This window comes from Myxococcus sp. AM011 (genome assembly GCF_013372595.1).
Taxonomy (GTDB): Bacteria; Myxococcota; Myxococcia; order Myxococcales; family Myxococcaceae; genus Myxococcus; species Myxococcus eversor.
Window position 1 is genome coordinate 18,791 of the sequence record NZ_JABXEM010000033.1, and the last position, 20,537, is coordinate 39,327.

The following is a 20,537-nucleotide window of genomic DNA, read 5'->3' on the forward strand; positions in this document are numbered from 1 at the left end:
CTCGAAGTGAACGACCGACTCCTCCGCGCCGCACGCCGCCAGCCCACCGACACCACCCCGGTCTGGCTCATGCGTCAGGCGGGCCGCTACCTGCCCGAGTACCGCGCCATCCGCGGCAACATCGCCTTCCTGGACCTGTGCAAGCACCCGGACCTGGCCGCCGAAGTGACGGTGCAGCCGGTGACTCGGCTGGGCGTGGACGCGGCCATCATCTTCTCCGACATCCTGATTCCCGTGGAGGCGATGGGAATCACGCTGGAGCTGGGCGACAAGGGCCCGCACTTCCCCCAGCCCGTGCGCACCGCGGCGGACATCGACAAGCTGGGCGTGCCGGACCCGGTGGAGGGCACCGGCTTCGTGGCGGAGGCCATCCGCCGCACGCGCAAGGCGCTCAACGACTCCGTGCCCGTCATCGGCTTCGCGGGCGCGCCCTTCACGCTGGCCGCGTACATGGTGGAGGGCGGCGGCTCCAAGAGCTACATCCTCATCAAGCGGCTGATGTTCGAGCAGCCGGAGCTGGCGCACCGCCTGTTCGGCAAGCTCACCGACACGCTCATCCCCTACCTCAAGATGCAGGTGGAGGCGGGCGCGAGCATCGTCCAGATTTTCGACTCGTGGGGCGGCGAGCTGTCGCCGTGGGACTACGAGCGCTTCTGCATGCCCTACCTGACGCGCATGGTGTCCGAGCTGAAGGCCACGGGCGTGCCCGTCATCGTCTTCGGCGTGGGCATGTCCACGCACCTGCCGCTGCTCAAGCGCACGGGCGCGGACGTGGTGGGCCTGGACTGGACGATGCCCATGGACGAAGGCCGCCGCGTGCTGGGGCCGGACGTTTCCGTCCAGGGCAATCTGGACCCGCTGCACCTGTTCCTTCCGCGTGAGGAATTGGATGGGCGCGTCAAAGACATCCTCCTGCGCGCCGGCCCCGTGGGGCACATCTTCAACCTGGGCCACGGCATCCTCCCGCCCACGGACCCCGAGGCCGCGAAGTTCGCCGTGGAGGCCGTGCACCGCCACGGTGTCGCCCTCCGTCAGGGAACGCTGACGCCGTAAAGCTTCAGGGCCGCTGCGCGCCCGTCTGGGAATGCGCGCGGCCCGCCGTAACCTTTCACGCCACACGGAGCCCGACTCTTGTGGCGTGAAAGGTCTCTGCGCGAGTCATTGGGCGCCGCGTCATCCCTGTACTGTCTGTGTTTGGTTTCAGGCACGGGCATTGCTCCGTCGCCGGCCAGCAGCCCGCCATTCATTCGCTCAACTCGATTCTGACCTCTTCGACCCGGACCGGTGCGGCTGAACCCGCGGCACCACGAGGAGCGTATGCACCATCGTCAATCACACCCCCGAACCACCTTCAGCTCTGCCATCACCTTGTTGGCCCTGGTGGCCTTCACCTGGAGCGGCACGGCCCAGGCGCAGACCTTCACCCAGGGCATCGCGGACAACTTCGTCGCGCCCACCGAGCCGGCGTCGCCCAGCGCCGGCATGCTCAGCTACATCACGTCGGTCTACAGCGTCCCCGGCTCGCGTCCCTTCGACGACGCGAGCGGCGACCGGTGGTTCGCCACCACCTTCACCAACCTGCGCCGCAATGGCCCCATCTGTGGTGCCACCCTGCGCATGACGGTGCGCAACCTGGGCAGCAATGACTCCATGGGCTTCATGTTCATGGGACCGGGCGGCACGCCGCTCGCCACCGGGTGGGGCGACTCCCTGCCGAACCTGGGCGTGGCCTTCGGCGCCACGGGCACCATCAACCTCAACCTGGCGGCGCTCCCGGGCGCGGTCAACCTCATCCCCACCCTCAACGCGCAGGGCTTCGTGGACGTCATCGTGCAGGACGACTCCGCGGTGGACTTCGTCTCGCTCACCGTCACCCAGTGTCGCGTGGACGTGTACTCGAAGGACACCCTCAGCGACGTCGGCAACACGCCGACGGTGGACCCCATCTGGGTCAGCCCCGACATTCGCGTCTGTCAGACGCTCGGCTGCGTCGGCCACCAGAACCCCGAGTTCGGCCAGCCGAACTACGTCTACGTGACGCTGCGCAACAACGGTCCGCTCGTACCCGTGGGCAACCCGGCGAGTGGCACGCTGCTCGTCTATTACACCGGCTCCGGCGGCGCGGCTGTGTGGCCCACGGACTGGGCGCCCATCGGCTCCATCCCCGTCAGCCTCGCCGCGGGTGCCACGCAGGAGTTCTTCGTGCCCTGGACGACCGTGCCGGCGCCGGGCCACTACTGCCTGCTGACGCGCTGGGTGTCCGCGCAGGACCCGATGACGCTGGTGGAGTTGCCGGGCTCCAACACGCTCAACAACACGCGCTGGAACAACAACCTGGCGTGGAAGAACATCAACGTGGTGAACCTGACGTCGTTCGCGCCCTCGAGCGAGTTCGACTTCCGCCTGCGCAACCTGCTGCGTGACGCCCCCGGCACGGCGGCCCTGGAGGTTCGCATCCCCCAGCGCACCGGTGGTCCGTCCTTCCTGCAGCGCGGTCAGCTCATCCTCACGCTGCCCCAGGAGCTGTGGGCCCGTTGGCAGCATCAGGGCACGGGCTTCGAGGTGGTGGGCGAGCGCCAGGTGCGCATCGTCAACCCGAATGGCGCGCGGCTGGAGGGCCTGACGTTGGATCCGGACGGCGCTCACCACGTGGGTGTGCGCTTCTCCGCGCAGGTGACGGATGCAGACCAGGGCAAGTTCGAGGTGGAACTCGTCCAGCACTCGGCCAGCCAGGAGAACCCGACCAAGGTCGAGGAGGCGGGTGGTGTTCGCTTCGACATCACCGTGGGTCAGCCGGCGAACACCCAGCCGAAGTAGTCGTGCGCGGGGCCTGGCCCCGTGAGTCACCGGACGAGGGGGTGGAAGTGCCCGTCATGGGCCCTTCGCCCCCTCGTTCGCTTGCGGGGACGACGTGCCCCCGGCCAAGTGCTCGCGGATTGACTCTTGAGTCAATCGCGGGTTGACGCGGCGCATCACCGCCCGTTAGATGGGCCTCACTCGTCGTCTTGGGAGGGTGAGGCACACATGGCAAGCGAGAAGCGTAACGGTCACCGCAGGGTGGCCATCGTCCGCGGCCTGCGGACCCCATTCGTCAAGGCGGGCACCGTCTTCGCCGGGCTCACCGCGCTGGATTTGGGCCGCATGGTGGTCCAGGAGCTGGTGCAGCGCTCGGACCTGGACCCGAACCTCATCGACCAGTTGGTGTTCGGCACGGTGATTCCTTCGCTGACGGCGCCGTCCATCGCCCGCGAAGTCGTCATCGCCGCGGGCCTGCCGATGAAGATTGAAGCGGCGACAGTGACGAAGGCCTGCGCGACGTCCATCCAGGCGATGACGACGGCGGCCAACTCAATCGCGGTGGGCGAGGTGGACGTGGCCATCGCCGGTGGCACCGAGGCGATGTCGGACGCGCCCGTGTTCACCAGCCGGCCCCTGGCGCACGCGCTGGCGGCGGCCTCCAAGGGGCGCTCGCTGCCGGAGAAGCTCAAGCCCTTCCAGAAGCTCAAGGCGACGGATTTGGTTCCCGTGCCGCCCGCCATCGCCGAGTACTCCACGGGCCTGTCCATGGGCGAGAGCGCGGAGAAGATGGCCAAGGAGAACGGCATCTCCCGCGACGAGCAGGACCGGATTGCCCTGGCGTCGCACAAGAACGCGGCGGCGGCGTGGAAGGACGGCCGCTTCGACGACGAGGTGATGCACGTGTCGGTGCCGCCCCGGTACGAGACGACGGCGACGCGCGACAACATCATCCGCGAGGACTCCACGCTGGAGGCGCTGGGCAAGCTCAAGCCGGTGTTCGACCGCAAGTACGGCACCGTCACCGCGGGCAACGCGTCGCCGCTCACGGATGGCGCCGCGGCGCTGCTGTTGATGAGCGAGGAGCGCGCCCGGGCGCTGGGGTACGAGCCCTTGGGCTACCTGCGCTCGCACGCATACGCGGCCACGGACCCGGGGGACCAACTGCTCCAGGGGCCGGTGTACGCGGTGCCCACGGCGCTCAAGCGCGCGGGGCTGAAGCTGTCGGACATCGACCTCGTCGAGATGCACGAGGCCTTCGCCGCGCAGGTGGGCAGCAACCTCCAGGCGCTGGCGTCCAAGTCGTTCGCGAAGAAGGCGGGCTGGAGCGAGCCGGTGGGGGAGATTGACCGGGAGCGGCTCAACGTCACGGGAGGCTCCATCGCCATTGGTCATCCCTTCGGGGCGACGGGGGCGCGCATCGTCACCCAGGCCCTGAACGAGCTGAAGCGTCGGAACAAGAACACGGTGATGTGCACCGTCTGCGCCGCCGGCGGCCTGGGCGCCGTGGTGGTCCTGGAGCGTGCGTGATGGCCATCAAGCTTGAAGAGCTCGAGGCGAAGCAGGGCTTCTCCCTCTCCGTGGAGGACGGCATCGCCGTCGTCTCGTTCGACCTGCCGGACTCGGCCGTCAACACGCTGTCCCCCGAGGTGGGCGCGGCCTTCACGCTCCTGCTGGAAGAGGTGGAGCGCGAGTCCCACGTGAAGGCGGTGGTGCTCATCTCCGGCAAGAAGGACAGCTTCGTCGCCGGGGCGAAGATCGACTACCTCCAGACGCTCAAGACGGCGGAGGAGGCCACCCTCATGAGCCAGCAGGGGCAGGCGGGCTTCGACCGGCTGGAGGCGTTCCCCAAGCCCGTCGTCGCGGCCATCCACGGCGCATGTCTGGGCGGAGGCCTGGAGTGGGCGCTGGCGTGCCACTACCGCATCGCCACGGACAGCCCCAAGACGACGCTCGGCCTGCCGGAGGTACAGCTCGGCCTGATTCCCGGGGCGGGTGGTACGCAGCGGCTGCCCGCGCTCATCGGTGTTCAGGCGGCGCTGGACCTCATCCTCACCGGGAAGAACGTCAAGCCGTCCAAGGCGAAGAAGCTGGGCATCGTCGACGAAGTCGTGCCGACGCCCATCCTCCGCGCGGTCGCGCTCCAGCGCGCCCGGGAGCTGGCCGAGGGCACGCTGAAGCCCGAGCGCACGCACGGCCAGGGCTTCAAGGCGGTGGGGCAGAAGAAGGGCGTCGCGGGCTTCTTCCAGGGGCTGGCGAACAAGGAGCTGTGGGCGGAGGTGGCGTTGGAGGACAACCCGCTGGGCCGCAAGGTCCTCTTCGACCAGGCACGCAAGCAGCTGCGCAAGAAGACGCGGGGCAAGTACCCGGCGCCGGAGAAGGCGTTGCAGGTGGTGCGCGCGGGCCTGGAGTCCGGGCGCAAGGCGGGCCTGGAGGCGGAGGCGAAGGCGTTCGGCGAGCTGGTGATGTCGGACGTGTCGAAGCGGCTGGTGGAGGTCTTCTTCGCGACCACGGCGCTCAAGAAGGAGAACGGCACGGCCGACGCCAGCGTGAAGCCGCGCGAGGTGAAGAAGGTCGCGGTGCTGGGCGGCGGGTTGATGGGCGGCGGAATCGCCTACGTGGCCGGCGTGCTCCAGGGCGTGCAGGTGCGGGTGAAGGACAAGGACGACGCGGGGACGAGCCGCGCGCTGAAGCAGGTGCAGGGCATCCTGGACGAGCGCGTGAAGCGGCGCTCACTCACGTGGCGCGAGGCGGCGGCGAAGCAGGCGCGAATCACCGCGGGCACCGACTACAGCGGCTTCAAGGCGGCGGACCTGGTCATCGAGGCGGTGTTCGAGGACCTGAAGCTCAAGCACCGCATCCTCGCGGAGGTGGAGGCCGTCACCGGCCCCGACGCCATCTTCGCGTCCAACACCTCCAGCATCCCGATTACGGAGCTGGCCAAGGGCAGCCAGCGGCCGGCGCAGGTCATCGGCATGCATTACTTCAGCCCGGTCAACAAGATGCCGCTCTTGGAGATCATCACCCACGCGGGCACGGCGGACTGGGTGACGGCCACGTGCGTGGAGGTGGGGCGCAAGCAGGGCAAGACGGTCATCGTGGTGAATGACGGGCCGGGCTTCTACACCTCGCGCATCCTCGCGCCGTACATGAACGAGGCCGCGCACCTGCTGGCCGAGGGCGCCGACATCGCCGCGCTGGACAAGGCGCTGGTGGAGTTCGGCTTCCCGGTGGGGCCGATGACGCTGTTGGACGAGGTGGGCATCGACGTGGCCCACAAAGTCGGGCCCATCATGGAGGCGGCCTTCGGCAAGCGCATGGCGGCGCCGAAGTCGCTGGACGGCGTGGTGGCCGATGGCCGGCTGGGTCGCAAGAGCCAGAAGGGCTTCTACGTCTACGAGAACGGCAAGAAGAAGGAAGTGGACCCGACCGTCTATGCCCTCCTGCCGCATGGCAAGGAGCGCAAGTCGTTCGATGCCTCGGAGATGGCGGAGCGGCTGGTGTTGCAGATGGTGAACGAGGCCATCCGCTGCCTGGGCGAGGGCATCCTCCGCAGCGCGCGCGACGGTGACGTGGGCGCCATCTTCGGGTTGGGCTTCCCGCCGTTCCTCGGTGGGCCGTTCCACTACGCCGACAGCCGTGGGCCGGCGGAGGTGCTGCGCAAGCTGGAGCACTACCAGGACAAGCTCGGTGAGCGCTTCACGCCGGCGCCGTTGCTGGTGGAGATGGTGAAGGCGGGCAAGACGTTCTACCCGCGCTGAGCCCGTGGCCGCCGGGGTGGGGGAGCGTGACTTCCCACCCCGGTGCTTGACCAGGGCGGTGTTCTAGGAACAGCCTGCCGCCCGAATGGCCCGCTCCGCGTCTCGCACCATCGCCCTGGTCGTCCTCGTCGCAGTCCTGCTGTGCAGTGCCGCCGCGGCGGCCGGGGCGTGGCGCTACTTCCACAAGAATCCGCAGAACCCCGTCGTCCGCCTGGACGAGTACGTCACCATGGGTTGGGTGGCGTGGGACTCGAGCTGGTACATGCGGATTGCCCAGGAGGGCTACCAGTACACGCCGGGCGAGCAGAGCTCGGTGGCCTTCTTCCCGCTCTATCCGCTGCTCATCCGCGCGGTGGAGACGCTGGGGCCCAACGTCTATCAGGCCGGGGTGCTGATAACGCTGCTGTGTGGCCCGCTGGCGCTGCTCATGTTCACGCGCTGGGCGAAGCTGCTGACGGATGATGACACGGCGCTCAAGGCCGGGCTGCTGATGGCGATGTATCCCTTCACCATGTACTTCTACGGCGCCATGTACTCGGACGCGCTGTTCGTCCTGCTGGTGGTGTCGGCCTTCCTGTTGTTGGAGAAGGGGCACCTGGCGCCCGCGGTGCTGGTGGCGGCGGTGGCGACGGCGGCGCGGCCGGTGGCCCCCGCGGTGGTGCTGGGGTTGTTGGTGCGGCGGCTGGAGTGGAAGCACGCCCGGGGTGAGAAGTGGGGCGTGGTGGACTTCATGCCGGTGCTCTCGGGGTTGGGCTTCGGCTGCTACATGCTCTTCCTGTGGCACAAGTTCGGAGACCCGTTCGCGTTCGTGAAGGTGCAGGGCGCGCAGGGCTGGGAGCAGACCCCCGGCTGGCACACGTGGCTCAAGGTGAGCTGGTTCGAGCGCGTGGTGCTGAATCCCTCGGACAAGCGCGAGGCATTCCGACTGGCGGCGCACGCGTTCTTCACCTTCCTGGCGCTGGCGCTGGTGTGGCCCACGCGCAAGCTCTTGGGGTGGGGCTATGCGGTGTATGTGCTGGCGATTGTCGGCCTGCCCGCGTGGTCCACGAAGGACTTCATGGGCATGGGGCGATATCTGCTGTCCTCGTTCCCGGTGTTTCTCACGGGAGCGCTGTTGTTGAGGCAGCGGCCTCGGGTGCTCCAGGGCGCGCTGGCGGTGGGTGCGGTGTCGCTGCTCGTGTTGTCCTGGGCCTTTGGCGCGGACTACTACATCTCATGAGCACGCTCCTCGAGCAGGCCTTGGCGCTGTACTCCGGGCTCCCCGCCGCCGAGCGTTTTCATGTGCATGCGCGTGCGTCGTCCGCGCCGCTGCTCGCGGTGGCCGAGCGGGTGTCGGGTGGCACCGTGGCGGACATCGGTTGTGGGCACGGTCTGCTCTCCGCGCTGCTGGCGTTGGCGGAGCCGAGTCGTACGGTGCACGGCGTGGACCCGGACCCGCGCAAGGTGGAGTGGGCGCGCCGGGCGCTGGCGGGAGTGCCCCAGGTAAAGCTGTCGGAGGGCACGGTGGAGGACGTGCTGGCGCCCGCGCTGCCGGGAGCGTGTGACACGGCGGTGGTGTGCGACGTGCTCTACCTGCTGCCCGAGGCGAAGTGGCCCGCGTTCCTGCGCACGGTGCATGGGCTGCTCAAGCCAGGAGGGCGCTTCCTGCTGAAGGAGGTGGAAGGGGATGGCTCCTGGAAGCACCGCAAGGCGCTGGCGCAGGAGTGGGTGATGGTGTCGCTGCTCGGGCGCACGAAGGCGAGTGGTGGAATGGTGCTCAAGCCTCGCGCGGAGATGACGGTGCTGCTCGAGGACGCGGGCTTCGTCGTGCGCGACGTGGTGGACCTGGGGCGAGGCTATACGACATCCCATGTGCTCTATGTCGCGGAGGCGAGTGCTCCGTAGGTCGTGCCGCGACGGAGCAGGGTGGCTGCCTTCCGTCGTGAGGTCACGTCCGACGCGGTGCAGGTTGACCGCGCGCTGAGTCTCTGCGGCGAGCGTCGCGGATGTCATGCCGCGATGCGGGCTGCTCCCGCTGGTGCGCTCTAATTCGCGGAAGCGAGAGTCGCGTAGCTATGGAGCTGGATGCCCCGCTCGGTGAGGCACGCCCTCACGAGAGGGCTGGTGAGGGCCGCCAGCTCCGCCTGCCAGCCATAGCGCCACGCTGGGTCCTCCGGCACATGCGGAGCGCCCTCACCAGGGTGACAACCCAGCTCGAAGTCTCCCGAGGGCAGTGCGTCCAGAGCGGCGAGCAACGCCGCCTCGTCCAGTCGCCCCGCCTCGAACACGCCGCCCGCGCTCACCCGTCGCACTCCCTGGGCCGCACGAGGCGCGGTGCGCGCCAGCACCGTCAGCAGCGTCGTCTTCAGCGCGGGCCCAGGCGTCCGCAGCCACCGCATACGGGGCAACGCATCCGGCCAGCGCAACGGCAGCTTCTCCCGCGCGGCCAGTGCCTCCACGAGAGGCCGGATGCCCGGAAGCACATGCAGGTGCTGGTGCCCATCCAGGTGGTCCACCGCCACGCCCAGCTCGCGCGCCCGCCGCAGCTGCGCATCCAGCTCCAGCGCCACCTCCTCGCGCCGGACCTTCCCCATCAACCAGTCCCTCGCGAAGTCCGCCCAGCTCCCGCGCAGCCTTCCCCCGGGCGCCACCGTCCTCACCGCATGCGCGGGAGCGGCCGGAGTCAGCCGGGTGGACAGCGCCAGATGCAGCCCCACCGCGAGCCCTTGAGCCCTCGCGCGGTCCGCCGCCTCCGACGCCGTGGGCCCCATCGCCAGCAGCGTGGCGCTGGTGACGATGCCCTCGCGATGCGCGCGGAGGATGCCCGCGTCCAGCGACGGGTGCAGCCCCAGGTCGTCCGCATTCACCACGAGGCGCGTGGGGCGTGAAGTCACGGCGGGCTCTCAGCCCCGCGCCGTGCGGCCGGACACCGTGCGCAGCGGCTGCACCGACGGCGGCAGGCGCACCGGCTGCGTCGGCGGCGCTGGCGTGCGCGTCTCCGGGTACAGCTTCACCAGCTCCTTCACCATCTTCACGATGACCGACGGCGAGGCCAGCGTGGACACGCCACGCGTGCGCGGGAAGTAGTCCACACCCATCTGGAACACCCGGAAGCCCTTGCGGATGGCCTTCACCACCAGCTCCGCGTCGATGAACGAGCCCTGGCTCTTGAGCTCCATCGACTCCAGCACCCGGCGGTGCATCACCTTGAAGCTGAAGTTGACGTCCTTGATCTGGATGTCGAACAACGCCCGGATGAGCATGTTGTAGACGAACGAGTAGACGATGCGCTTGGGCCCCTCGCTCGTGCGGTCGAACCGGAAGGCGCAAATCATGTCCGCCTCCAGGTAGTCCATCAGGTGCAGTGAGCGCTCCAGCTCCCGCAAATCCCACGGCAGGTCGATGTCCGAGTAGACGACGATGTCCTTCGTCGACGCCGCCAGCCCCGTGCGCATCGCCCCACCCAGCTTCAGATTCACCGGATGGTTGATGACCCGCAGCTGCGGAATCCGCTGCGTCATCGCCTCCGCCAGCTCCTGCGTGCGGTCCGTCGACGCGTCGTTGACGACGATGATTTCGAAGTCGTCCGTCAGCTGGGAGAGCGCCTCCACCGCGCGCCCCACCGCCCGCTCGACGTAGTCCTCCTCGTTCCATGCGGGAAGGAAGAGGCTGATGCTGGGGTACTTGGCCACGGAGGACCTCGGGGTACGGGGGGACTGCTCGGGCGGCTCGGTACCAAGCCCCGGGTCCTAAATCAATCATGGGACTCCCACCTGAAATCACCTGTGTGGTACCGTGGAGTCACCATTTTCCGGGGATACTGTGACCATCAGGCCCTGCACCTTGTTGGTGGTGGACGAAGCGGAATCAACCCTGGCCCGGCTGGCGCGGGCGCTCGGGCCGGACGACTTCTGCCTCCGGCTCGTCTCTCCCGGCCCCGAGGTGGGTCGGCTGGCGCGGGAGGTGGACCTGGTGGTGTGGGTCGCCCGCCCGCCTGGAGAGCCGCCAGCCCGGGACTGGCTCGACAAACTGCTGGCCCTGGAAGGACCGCCAGGGCCTCCCGTGGTGGTCCTGGCAGATAGGGAAACCCGGGCCTTTTGGGTGGGTGCGCTGGCCCTGGGTGCCGAGGTCGTCTTTGACCCATGGGATGCGGAAGAACTGCGGGCCCGGGTGGGCAAGAGTCTGCGGACCCAGGCCCGTCTGACTCAGCTATCCAACCAGGTGGGTGAGCTGCAGCGGCTGTCTTCGACGGATGGTTTGACGGGGGTCCACAACCACCGCCATTTCCAGGAGCGGCTGCGCGAGGAGTTCCGCCGGGCGCAGCGCTACGACGACCCGCTGGCGCTCATCCTGTTGGACCTGGACCACTTCAAGCAGGTGAACGACAGGCATGGCCACACCACGGGGGACGGAGTGCTCCGGGAGGTGGCCGCCACCCTCCAGGCCAGCGTGCGCGAAACGGACCTGGTGGCTCGCTACGGGGGCGAGGAGTTCGCCGTCCTGCTACCCCGTACCCACCTGACGGGGGCCCTCTCGGTGGCGGAGCGTGTGCGCCGCGATTTGGCGACCTTACGGGTAGGGCCGGATGGAGCACTTCAAGTCACGGCCTCCCTGGGCGTCTCCAGTTTTCCCCACCGCACCGTCCTCAGCCCCGAGCAGCTCCTGCTCACCGCCGATGAAGCGCTCTACCGGGCCAAGGACGAGGGGCGGGATCGCATCTGTCTCCACTCTCAAATGCCCCTCTTGCCGCCCTCCTCGTCGCAGGGCGACTGACCTGGGTCAAAGACCCTGGGTTGATATTGACCCGGCAATAGGGGATGAGTCTAGGGTGACCCCGGCCCCCGATTGTCGGGGAGTCGAATCATCTCGTGATTCCATGGGTTTGCAGTGCCCCACCGGCTGGCAAACGCATTGCAAATGTCATGGGACGGAAAGAATCCCATGGGACCCCTCGCCGCACAGCTCCCGAAGCCCGAAGCCGCCCCGCGCGGCCGGCTGCTGCTCGTGGACGACGAGGAGAACATCCTCAAGTCCATCCGGCGGGTGCTGCGTCGAGGTGACTGGGATATCGAAACCGCGACGGACGCCGAACAGGCGCTGAGGACGGTGGAGGAGTTCCGTCCCGAGGTCGTCATCTCCGACTTCCGCATGCCCGGCATGAACGGGGTGGAGTTCCTGACGCGGGTGAAGCAGCAGGAGCCGCGCGCCCAGCGCATCATGCTCACGGGTCAGGCGGACCAGCAGGCCATTGAAGAGGCCATCAACCGCTCCGAAATCTTCCGCTTCATCTCCAAGCCCTGGAACGACAGCCACCTGGTGCTGACGGTGAAGAGCGCGTTCGAGCAGTACGCGCTGCAGGCGGAGAACGAGCGGCTGTACCGGGTGACGACGGCGCAGAACGCGGAGCTGAAGCTGCTCAACGCGGACCTGGAGGAGCGCGTCGCGCAGCGCACGCGGATGCTCAGCCAGGCCAAGCGCGAGTGGGAGCTGTCGTTCGACTGCATGGAGACGCCGCTGTGTGTCGTCCGCGGTCGCGACTTCGCGGTGCGGCGGGCGAACCTGGCGTACGCGCACGTGGCCGGGCGCTCCATCGAGCAGATTCCGTCGGACGTCGCCTGCTACCGCTACCTCTTCGGCCGCAACGAGCCGTGCACGGGGTGCCCGCTGCCGGCGGCGATGGAGAGTGGCAAGGGCGCGCGGGGTGAGGTGCAGCAGGGGGGCCGGACGTACGTGGTGGCCGCGTACCCCATGGCGGGGGATGAGCGGGTGGTGTGCACCTATCGCGACGTCACCGAGGAGCAGGCGATGACGCGCCGGCTCATCGAGACGGAGAAGATGGCGGCGGTGGGGCAGCTGGCGGGGGGCGTGGCGCATGAAATCAACAATCCGCTGGGCGGAATCCTCGCGTTCGCGCAGCTCATGTCGCGCGACGCGGGCCGCGACGACGCGGACCTGGAATCGTTGGGACTGATTGAAGAGAGCGCGCTTCGCTGCAAGCGCATCGTCGAGAGCCTGCTGAAGTTCAGCCGGCACAGCCGCGTGGAGGACCGGCGGCTGTTCGACTTGTCGCGCTGCGTGGAAGACGCGGCGGTGCTCTTCCGCGCGCAAATCAAGGCGACGCCTCGCGCGGTGCTGTCCCTGGGTTTGAAGGAAGGGCTCCCCAAGGTGTACGGGGACCCCGGCACGCTCGCGCAGGTGGTGCTCAACCTGCTCCAGAATGGCCTTCAGGCGCTGCCCAAGCGCGAAGGCAAGCTGACGCTGGAGACGGGCCGCGAGGGAGACCGCTGCTTCTTCGCGGTGTCCGACACCGGCTGCGGAATCGAGGAGCGGCACCTGCCGCGCATCTTCGAGCCTTCCTTCACCACCAAACCCCCCGGTGAGGGCACCGGGCTGGGTCTGTCCATCGCGTACCGCATCGTTCAGGACCACGGGGGCAGCTTCCACGTCGACACCCAGGTGGGCGCCGGCTCCCGTTTCACCGTCTTCCTGCCCATTCCCCTGCAGCTCGAGAGGTTGCCGTGAACCAAGTCAAGCGCGCCAAAGTCCTCGTCGTGGATGACGACTCCGTCGTCCTCAAGGCCGTGACGCAGATTCTCCAGCGCGAGGGCCACCCGGTGGTGGCCATTGATGATGCGGTGGAAGGTCTGACGGCGGCCAAGGACCCGTCCATCGACGTCGTCGTCCTCGACATCAAGATGCCGAACCTGTCCGGCATGGACCTGCTCCGCGGAATCAAGGCGGACCGTCCGGATGTGGAGGTCATCATGATGACGGCCTTCGCCACCGTGGAGACGGCGGTGGAGGCGGTGAAGGCGGGGGCGTACGACTACCTCACCAAGCCCTTCGAGAACATCGACGAGGTGAGCCTCACGGTGGCCAAGGCGGCCGAGCGCAAGGCGCTCAAGGACCGCACCCGCGCGCTGGAAGAGGCGCTCACCGTGCGCAGCCAGTTCGAGGACCTCATCGGCCAGTCGCCGCAGATGCGCTCGGTCTTCAAGCTGGTGGAGACCGTCAGCCACTCCACGGCCACGGTGCTCATCCAGGGCGAGAGCGGCACGGGCAAGGAGCTGGTGGCGCGCGCCATCCACTACCGCAGCTCGCGCAAGGACAAGCCCTTCGTCGCCGTCAACTGCTCGGCGCTCACGGAGACGCTGCTGGAGAGCGAGCTGTTCGGCCACATCAAGGGCAGCTTCACCGGCGCCACGGGCAACAAGAAGGGCCTGTTTGAAGCGGCCGACGGCGGCACCATCTTCCTGGACGAGATTGGCGACGTGCCTCCCGCCACCCAGGTTCGCCTGCTGCGCGTCCTCCAGGAGGGCGAGGTGAAGCGGGTCGGCGCCAACGAGCCCGTCAAGGTGGACGTGCGCGTCATCGCCGCCACGCACGTGGACCTGTCCCGCGCCAAGGAGCAGGGCAAGTTCCGCGAGGACCTCTTCTACCGCCTCAACGTCATCACCATCGACCTGCCGCCCCTGCGCGACAGGCCGCAGGACGTGCCGCTGCTCGCGCACCACTTCCTGAAGCTGTACGCATCCAAGGCGGACAAGAAGGTGGCGGGCATCTCTCCGCGCGCCATGGAGGCCCTCACCTGCAACCGGTGGACGGGCAACGTGCGCGAGCTGGAGAACGTCATCGAGCGCGCGGTGGTGCTCACCAGCAACGAGGTCATCGACGTGGAGGACCTGCCGCCCGGCTTCCAGTCGGCGCCGCAGGCCGACTCGGCGGTGGAGGTCTTCTCGCTGGCGCATCTGCCGTACGCCCAGGCCAAGCGCCTGGCGATGCGCGCCTTCGAGCGCCGCTACCTGTCCGCGCTCCTGGAGAAGAACAACCAGAACGTCTCCAGCGCCGCGCGCGCCGCGGGCGTGGACCGCTCCAACTTCCGTCGCCTCCTCAAGCAGTACGAGGTGGCCGGCCGCTCCATGAAGCCGCGCGTCCTCAAGGACGACGACGTCGACGGAGTCGAGCCGTTGGAAGCAGCCTCCTAGTTCAACCCTCTTCGCCAGGCTCGCGGACGCGCTCCGCGAGCTGGCGTTGAATCGTCTCGTAGCGCTCGGCCAGCTCCGCCTCGAGCCCGTTCCGGGTGGGGGTGTAGAAGCGCCGGGCGCGCAGGGCCTCCGGCAGGTAGTCCTCCGGGACGTAGTTGCCCTCGAAGTTGTGCGGGTACTTGTAGCCGCCCCCGTAGCCCAGCGACTTCATCAGCTTCGTGGGCGCGTTGCGCAGGTGCAGCGGCACCGGCAGCGCGCCTTCCTTCGTCACGGCCTCGCGCACGGCGGTGTACGCGGCGATGACCGCGTTCGACTTGGGCGCCAGGGCCAGGTACGTCACGGCCTGGGTGAGGGGCAGGGTGCCCTCGGGCAGCCCCACGAACTGGAAGGCCTGCAGCGCGTCCACCGCCACGCTCAGCGCGCGCGGGTCCGCGTTGCCGATGTCCTCCGAGGCGAAGATGACCATGCGCCGGAGGACGAAGAGGGGGTCCTCGCCCGCCTCCAGCATGCGCACCATCCAGTACAGCGCGCCGTCCACGTCGCTGCCGCGCATGGATTTGATGAAGGCGCTGATGACGTTGTAGTGCTCCTCGCCGCCCTTGTCGTAGAGCAGCGTCTTCTGCTGGAGCGCCTCCTCCGCGACCTTCCGGTCCACCTTCTCGCCGCCGTGGGCCGCGGCCACCTCCAGGCCGGTGAGGGCCTTGCGCGCGTCACCGCCGGCCGTGCTCGCGAGGAAGCTCAGCGCGTCCTCCTCCACCACCACCTTGCCGCCCAGGCCTCGTGCGTCCGCGACGGCCCGGCGCAAGAGCGGCACCAGCTCCTCTTCCTCCATCCCGCGCAGGGTGACGACGCGGCAGCGGGACAGGAGCGCGGCGTTCACCTCGAACGACGGGTTCTCCGTGGTGGCGCCGATGAGCGTCACGGTGCCCTTCTCCACGTGGGGCAGCAGGGCGTCCTGCTGCGACTTGTTGAAGCGGTGGATTTCGTCGATGAACAGGAAGGTGCGCTGGCGATTCAGGTTCCACCGGTCCTGGGCGCGGGCCACCGTCTCGCGGATGTCCTTCACGCCGGCGAGGACGGCGGACACCGAGTCGAAGGCGGCGCCGGTGGAGCGGGCCACCAGCCCCGCGAGCGTCGTCTTGCCGGTGCCCGGAGGTCCCCAGAGGATGAGGCTGGGGACCTGGTCGCTTTCGATGGCGCGGCGCAGGAAGCGACCCTCTCCGGTGATGTGCTCCTGGCCGACGAACTCGTCGAGGGCCCGGGGACGCATCCGCTCCGCGAGCGGCGCCCGGCGGGCCTGCTCCTTCTGGCCGGCATGTTCGAAGAGGTCCATGGAAGCCCCAAACCTAGCGCCCCGAAGGCCGCCTCGCCGGGGCCTCTGTCTGGTGGGCGGGCCCTCGCGCAAATCAGGGGAGCGCCCGGGTGCCCGCCTGGATTAAAAAGCCCCCGCGTGCAGACCCTCGTCATCGTCGCGAAGAAGGACAACCCGGAGGCGGTGGCGCTGGCGGCGCGTATCCGGGAGACGTACCCGCACCTCACCGTGCTGGGGGACCGCTCCCTGGCCCATGTCCTGGGCTGGCCTCGGATAGAGGACCGGGAGCTGGCGGCCCGGGCGGACCTGACGGTGGTGCTGGGAGGCGACGGCACCCTCATCTACGCGGCGCGCCTGTTGGGCGGACGCGGCGTGCCCATCCTCGGCGTCAACCTGGGCAGCCTGGGCTTCATGACGGAGATTCCCGTGGAGGAGCTGTTCTCCACGCTGGAGGAGGTGCAGGCCGGCCGCTTCCAGGTGGACTCGCGCATGAAGCTGACGTGCCGGCTCATCCGCAACGGCAGCGTGCTCATCGAGGACGAAATCCTCAACGACGTGGTCATCAACAAGGGCGCGCTGGCGCGCATCGCCGACCACGAGACGTCCATCGATGGGGTGCCCATCACCACGTACAAGGCGGACGGCGTCATCCTCGCCACGCCCACGGGCTCCACGGCCTACTCGCTGTCGGCCGGCGGACCCATCGTCCACCCGTCGGTGGACTGCACGGTGCTGTCGCCCATCTGCTCGCACGCGCTCACCCAGCGCTCCATCGTCGTGCCGGCGGACCGGGTCATCCGAATCACCCTGCGCAGCGAGACGGCGGACACGTACCTGACGCTGGACGGACAGACGGGCCACGGGCTGCAGGGCGGCGACTGCATCGAGGTGGTGCGCTCCGCCAACCGCGTCAACCTGGTGCGCAACCCCCGCGTGGCCTACTTCTCCATCCTTCGCCAGAAGCTCCACTGGGGCGAGCGCTGAAGGGCCATCGCGTCCCGTGTTCCTGATTCTCTCGAAGGTGCTGGACCTCTTCCTGGCACCCCTGACGTGGGCGTTGCTGCTGCTCGTCGTCGGAGGCGCGGTGCTGCGCCGCAGGCCCCGCCTTTCCCGGGGGCTCACGCTCGCGGGCCTGGGGGTGCTCTACCTCTTCTCCACCGACGTGGTGTCCACGCTGCTGACGTCCGTGGCGGAGTCGGGCGCGAAGGACACGTCCGAGCCGGGCGTGACGTACGACGCCGTCATCGTCCTGGGCGGAGGGTTGGACCCGGCCGCCACGGAGCGCACTGGGCGCGTCGAGTTCAACGCCGCATCGGAGCGTGTGCTGAAGGGCTTCGAGCTGGTGCGCGAGGGGCGCGCTCGCCACGTCTTCATCTCGGGCGGCTCGTTGGACCCGCGTCCCGAGGCCGTGGTGGAGGCGGACGTGTTGTCGCGCTTGCTTCAAGAGTGGGGCGTGCCTGCGGAGCGCATCGTCACCGAGGGCCGGAGCCGGAACACGCGGGAGAACGCGCTGGAGTCCGAGCGCATCATCCGCGAGCGGGGCTGGAAGCGGCTGCTCCTGGTGACGAGCGCGGCGCACATGCCTCGCGCCGCGGGCTGCTTCGCCGCCGTGGGACTGCGGCCGGACACGCTGCCGGTGGACGCGCGGATGCCCGCCACGCGCCCGGGGAGACTGAGCTGGGTGCCCCGGGCGTCCTCCCTGTCGCAGAGCACGGACGTCCTGCGCGAGCTGGCGGGACGTGTCGTGTATCGACTCCGGGGTTGGACGACGCCGTGACGTCGGCGCCGTCGTCGAGGGCCCTCAGCTCGCGGCGCGGCGCAGCGGCACCTCCTCCACGGGCGCGGTGCGCTGGACGGCATCCGCGCGCAGCCAGGCCAGCGTCGTCAGGCGGTCCTCGTCGAGGATGCGCTGGGTGGTGACGCGGTCCGGGTAGCAGCGCATGAACATGTTGGTGAAGTGCGAGCCGTAGTGGATGAACTCGTCACGCGTGGGCTCCCGCAGCGGACGCACGCACGCCTCGAAGTGGGGCTCGTGGAAGTAGGCCATCGCGAAGCGCTCCCGCGTGTTGAGGGCGACCTTGTGCGGCGTCGAGAGGAGATAGCCCCGCGTGAGGAACTGGAGGATGTCTCCGGGAAAGACGGTCAGGACATCGGGCACGGGCTTCACGAAGGTCCACGGCTCCTCGTGCTCGTACATTCCCGCGGAGCTCTCGCCCGGCAGCCAGTTGCGGAGGCGCTTCTCGCCCTCCACGGGGGGGCGGATGTAGAGGCCTCCCACATCGTCCTGCGCGGCGATGACCAGCATTCCGTAGTCGGTGTGCGCGCCGATGCCTCGGGTCGCCATGGGGGAGCGGGCCGGGAAGCGCAGCACGCGCATGTGGTGCCACCCGTCTCGAGTCAGCGCCGTGAGCGTGTCCACCTCCAGGCCCAGGCCCAGCGCCACCAGACGCAGCAGGCGCTCTCCCGTGGAGCCCAGCTCGTCGGTGTGTTCCTTCATGTCGTGGCGGTACGCCTCGTCCGGCCAGGGCGCGGGGCCGTGGCAGGGCCAGCGCGACTGCACGCGCGCGTCCGTGAGGGGCACGTCCTTGCAGACGGTGAAGACCTCCGAGTAGTCCGCCTCGCCCGCCGTCAGCTCCTCGCCGGAGGCGACGTAGCCGCTGTAGGTCAAATCACTCACGCAGCGGGACTTGGCGTCGAGCGGCTGGCGGAAGAAGCGGCGGCTCGACTCGAAGGCGCGCCGGGCCTTGTCCGCCTGGGTGGGACTCATGCCGAGCTGGAAGATGCCGTCGCGCCTCCAGGCTCGAACCAGGGAGAGCCCGAGTGCGACGTCGGACTCGCTTCCACTCACGGATTGCGGCAACTGAAACGTCTCGAGCTCGGCCATGGGAACTCCCGCGTGGGGGTGGTGGGGAGCTCGCCCGGGCCGGGTTTGTCACGTCGCAGAAGAAGGGGTGCTCCGCCGGCGCGGCAGTGGAGCAATCCCTCGCGTTCATTGCCAGACACGGGGCAAAAGGCACCCAGGTTTCAAGCGGCCCGAGTGTCTGGAAGTGAATGAGAGGGGCGGGTCAATTCCAGCCAGGGCTACTTCATGGGCGGTGCGGGTCGGCGCGCGTCGGGGGCCAGCGTGCTCCCGCCCAACCGGATGATGCGGCCTTCGGGCTTCGCGCGCGGCGCGGGCTTGCCCGACTTGAACGCGTCGGCGAGCACGTCCAGTGGCGAGCGTCCGTCCTTCAGCGCGGGCGTGGTGGGCAGGCCCTTGAGCACGTCGTAGCCATCCTTGCCGCTGGTGAGGAAGTTCAGCGTGGCGAGCCGGTACGTCGCCTCGGCGTCCAGCGGCTTGCCGTTCACCTTCACGTCCACCACGCGCGCTCCGGCGGGCTTGCGCGGGTCGAACGTGAAGCGCAGGCCCGACACCTGGAGGAATCGGCCGGGCCGGGCGTCCTCGCGGGCCAGGCTGACGCCATTCTCCAGGGCCGCGCGCAGCGTGGCGCCCTTCACCTCCGCCACCACCAGCTCGTCCGTGTACGGCATCAGCGAGTGTAGATCCCTGCGCGTCATCACTCCGGCGGGCAGCACGCTGTCCGCGCGCAGCGCCCCTCCGTTGACGATGGCCACGTCCGAGCCCGCCGCCTCGCGGAAGGCATCCGCGACGAACGAGCCCAGGTTCGTCTCCCGAGTGCGCACGTGCGCGGTGAGCGCATCCAGCGCCACCGGCGTCTTGCCCACCGGCTCCGCCAGCCGCGCGAACAGCGGCCCATAGGCCTTCATGGCCTCGTTGAACCCGGCATCCTCCGGCGCCTTCTTCGTGACGGGAATCCGCGTCCAGGACGTCTTGCGAACGGTGCCCGTCGCCGGGTCCACGTCCAGCGACAGCCTGCCCAGCTCCAGCGCGTCCGAGGGCACCTTGAAGATGGGCGTGCCCGTGGTGCGGTCCGCCGCGCCCACGTGGTCATGGCCGCCCAGAATCACGTCGACCTTCACGCACTTCGCCAGTTGCCGGTCCTGCTCCAGCGGCAGGTGCGTCAGGCCCACCACCACCTTGGCCCCGGCCTCGCGCAGCTTCGCCACCGCGTCCTTCGCCGCCGCGCAGATGTCGCCGAATTGGGTGTCCGGCCCCGCCTTCGTCGAAGTCTTCGTCTCGGTCAGCACCACGCCGAACAGGCCGACGGGGATGCCTCCCACCTCGCGGACCTCGTAGGCCTTCACGCCCTCGAACAGCGCGCCCGTCTTCGCGTCCGTCACGTTGGCGCCCAGCCACGTGAAGCGCGACTGGCGGATGCGCTCGCGCAGCACCTCGTCGCCGAAGTCGAACTCGTGGTTGCCGAGCACCGCGACATCCAGGCCCAGCGCGTTCCACGCGTCCACCATGTGCCGGCCCTTGAGCTGCTGGCCGTCCACGTCGAGCAGCGACTCCACCGACGGCGACAGCGTGTCGCCTCCCATCACCGTCAGCACGTGCGGGGCAGGCGTCTCGTTCAGCACCTGCTTGCGCAGCGTGGCCACCCTCGCGAGCCCGCCCCGGTCGCCATGCTCCTGCGGCTGCACCTGGTACACGTCCGCCAGGTGGAGGAACGTCAGGCGCGTCGTCCCCTTGGGCGCGGCGGGGACGGCGGCCCTCGATTGGCTCGGAGTCAGTGCCAGGAACAGCGCGAGCGGCAGGAGCAGGACCCCACGTCGGGCCAGCGCTGTCGAGGTCGTCATCGC

Annotated in this window: 16 protein-coding genes; 11 read left to right on the forward strand and 5 right to left on the reverse strand. The window is 69.0% G+C overall.

The genetic code is table 11. The annotated features are described in order from the left end of the window. Positions 1-6: 6 nt before the first annotated feature. From hemE to HUW62_RS09475, 6 genes are all read left to right on the forward strand, one after another. Positions 7-1,053 carry a uroporphyrinogen decarboxylase gene (gene hemE / locus HUW62_RS09450; protein ID WP_163861300.1) on the forward strand — a complete coding sequence of 349 codons (1,047 nt, stop codon included), beginning with the start codon at positions 7-9 and terminating at the stop codon, positions 1,051-1,053. A 264-nt stretch (positions 1,054-1,317) separates the two neighbouring features. Then, positions 1,318-2,817 carry a hypothetical protein gene (locus tag HUW62_RS09455; protein WP_176434229.1) on the forward strand — a complete coding sequence of 500 codons (1,500 nt, stop codon included), beginning with the start codon at positions 1,318-1,320 and terminating at the stop codon, positions 2,815-2,817. Between the two features lie 207 nt (positions 2,818-3,024). Then, positions 3,025-4,326, forward strand: a complete 1,302-nt coding sequence (gene fadI, locus HUW62_RS09460) for an acetyl-CoA C-acyltransferase FadI (RefSeq protein ID WP_163861305.1) — start codon at positions 3,025-3,027, stop codon at positions 4,324-4,326. Then, a complete protein-coding gene (fadJ, locus tag HUW62_RS09465) occupies positions 4,326-6,557 on the forward strand; it encodes a fatty acid oxidation complex subunit alpha FadJ (RefSeq protein WP_176434230.1) in 2,232 nt (743 codons plus the stop codon). The genes fadI and fadJ overlap by 1 nt, the downstream gene beginning before the upstream one ends. Positions 6,558-6,642: 85 nt before the next feature. Then, positions 6,643-7,776, forward strand: a complete 1,134-nt coding sequence (locus HUW62_RS09470; protein ID WP_163861311.1) for a mannosyltransferase family protein — start codon at positions 6,643-6,645, stop codon at positions 7,774-7,776. Beyond that, a complete protein-coding gene (locus tag HUW62_RS09475) occupies positions 7,773-8,441 on the forward strand; it encodes a bifunctional 2-polyprenyl-6-hydroxyphenol methylase/3-demethylubiquinol 3-O-methyltransferase UbiG (RefSeq protein WP_176434231.1) in 669 nt (222 codons plus the stop codon). Before HUW62_RS09470 ends, HUW62_RS09475 begins: the two co-directional genes overlap by 4 nt. A 140-nt stretch (positions 8,442-8,581) precedes the next feature. Here HUW62_RS09475 and HUW62_RS09480 read toward each other — a convergent pair whose 3' ends face one another. Both HUW62_RS09480 and HUW62_RS09485 read right to left on the reverse strand, forming a co-directional pair. Further along, positions 8,582-9,430 (reverse strand): ChbG/HpnK family deacetylase, encoded by an 849-nt coding sequence (locus tag HUW62_RS09480; RefSeq protein WP_176434232.1) that lies wholly within the window; start codon positions 9,428-9,430, stop codon positions 8,582-8,584. 9 nt (positions 9,431-9,439) lie between these two features. Further along, complete coding sequence (locus tag HUW62_RS09485; RefSeq protein ID WP_163861320.1) at positions 9,440-10,228, reverse strand: glycosyltransferase family 2 protein; 789 nt, start codon at positions 10,226-10,228, stop codon at positions 9,440-9,442. Between the two features lie 130 nt (positions 10,229-10,358). On the opposite strand from HUW62_RS09485, the gene HUW62_RS09490 reads away from it, so the two are divergent. The 3 genes from HUW62_RS09490 to HUW62_RS09500 all read left to right on the forward strand — a co-directional run bounded on the left by HUW62_RS09490 (position 10,359) and on the right by HUW62_RS09500 (position 14,521). After that, positions 10,359-11,309: a diguanylate cyclase gene (locus HUW62_RS09490; RefSeq protein WP_176434233.1), complete on the forward strand. Its 951-nt coding sequence runs from the start codon at positions 10,359-10,361 to the stop codon at positions 11,307-11,309. A 168-nt stretch (positions 11,310-11,477) separates the two neighbouring features. Then, positions 11,478-13,058 (forward strand): ATP-binding protein, encoded by a 1,581-nt coding sequence (locus tag HUW62_RS09495; RefSeq protein WP_163861326.1) that lies wholly within the window; start codon positions 11,478-11,480, stop codon positions 13,056-13,058. Further along, on the forward strand, positions 13,055-14,521 hold the full coding sequence (locus HUW62_RS09500; protein ID WP_163861329.1) for a sigma-54 dependent transcriptional regulator: 1,467 nt from the start codon (positions 13,055-13,057) through the stop codon (positions 14,519-14,521). The genes HUW62_RS09495 and HUW62_RS09500 overlap by 4 nt, the downstream gene beginning before the upstream one ends. A gap of 1 nt (position 14,522) precedes the next feature. Here HUW62_RS09500 and HUW62_RS09505 read toward each other — a convergent pair whose 3' ends face one another. Continuing rightward, the gene (locus tag HUW62_RS09505; protein WP_176434234.1) at positions 14,523-15,854 is read right to left on the reverse strand and encodes a replication-associated recombination protein A; all 1,332 of its coding nucleotides are present in this window, start codon (positions 15,852-15,854) and stop codon (positions 14,523-14,525) included. 117 nt (positions 15,855-15,971) lie between these two features. Between HUW62_RS09505 and HUW62_RS09510 the strand changes: the two genes are divergently transcribed. Next, complete coding sequence (locus tag HUW62_RS09510; protein ID WP_163861335.1) at positions 15,972-16,817, forward strand: NAD(+)/NADH kinase; 846 nt, start codon at positions 15,972-15,974, stop codon at positions 16,815-16,817. A 16-nt stretch (positions 16,818-16,833) separates the two neighbouring features. Further along, positions 16,834-17,610 (forward strand): YdcF family protein, encoded by a 777-nt coding sequence (locus HUW62_RS09515; protein WP_176434235.1) that lies wholly within the window; start codon positions 16,834-16,836, stop codon positions 17,608-17,610. 24 nt (positions 17,611-17,634) lie between these two features. On the opposite strand, the gene HUW62_RS09520 is transcribed toward HUW62_RS09515, so the two are convergent. Continuing rightward, positions 17,635-18,717, reverse strand: coding sequence for an isopenicillin N synthase family oxygenase (locus tag HUW62_RS09520; protein WP_176434236.1), 1,083 nt, complete (start codon positions 18,715-18,717; stop codon positions 17,635-17,637). A 197-nt stretch (positions 18,718-18,914) separates the two neighbouring features. Beyond that, a complete protein-coding gene (locus tag HUW62_RS09525) occupies positions 18,915-20,534 on the reverse strand; it encodes a bifunctional UDP-sugar hydrolase/5'-nucleotidase (RefSeq protein ID WP_163861344.1) in 1,620 nt (539 codons plus the stop codon). Between the last annotated feature and the right edge of the window lie 3 nt (positions 20,535-20,537).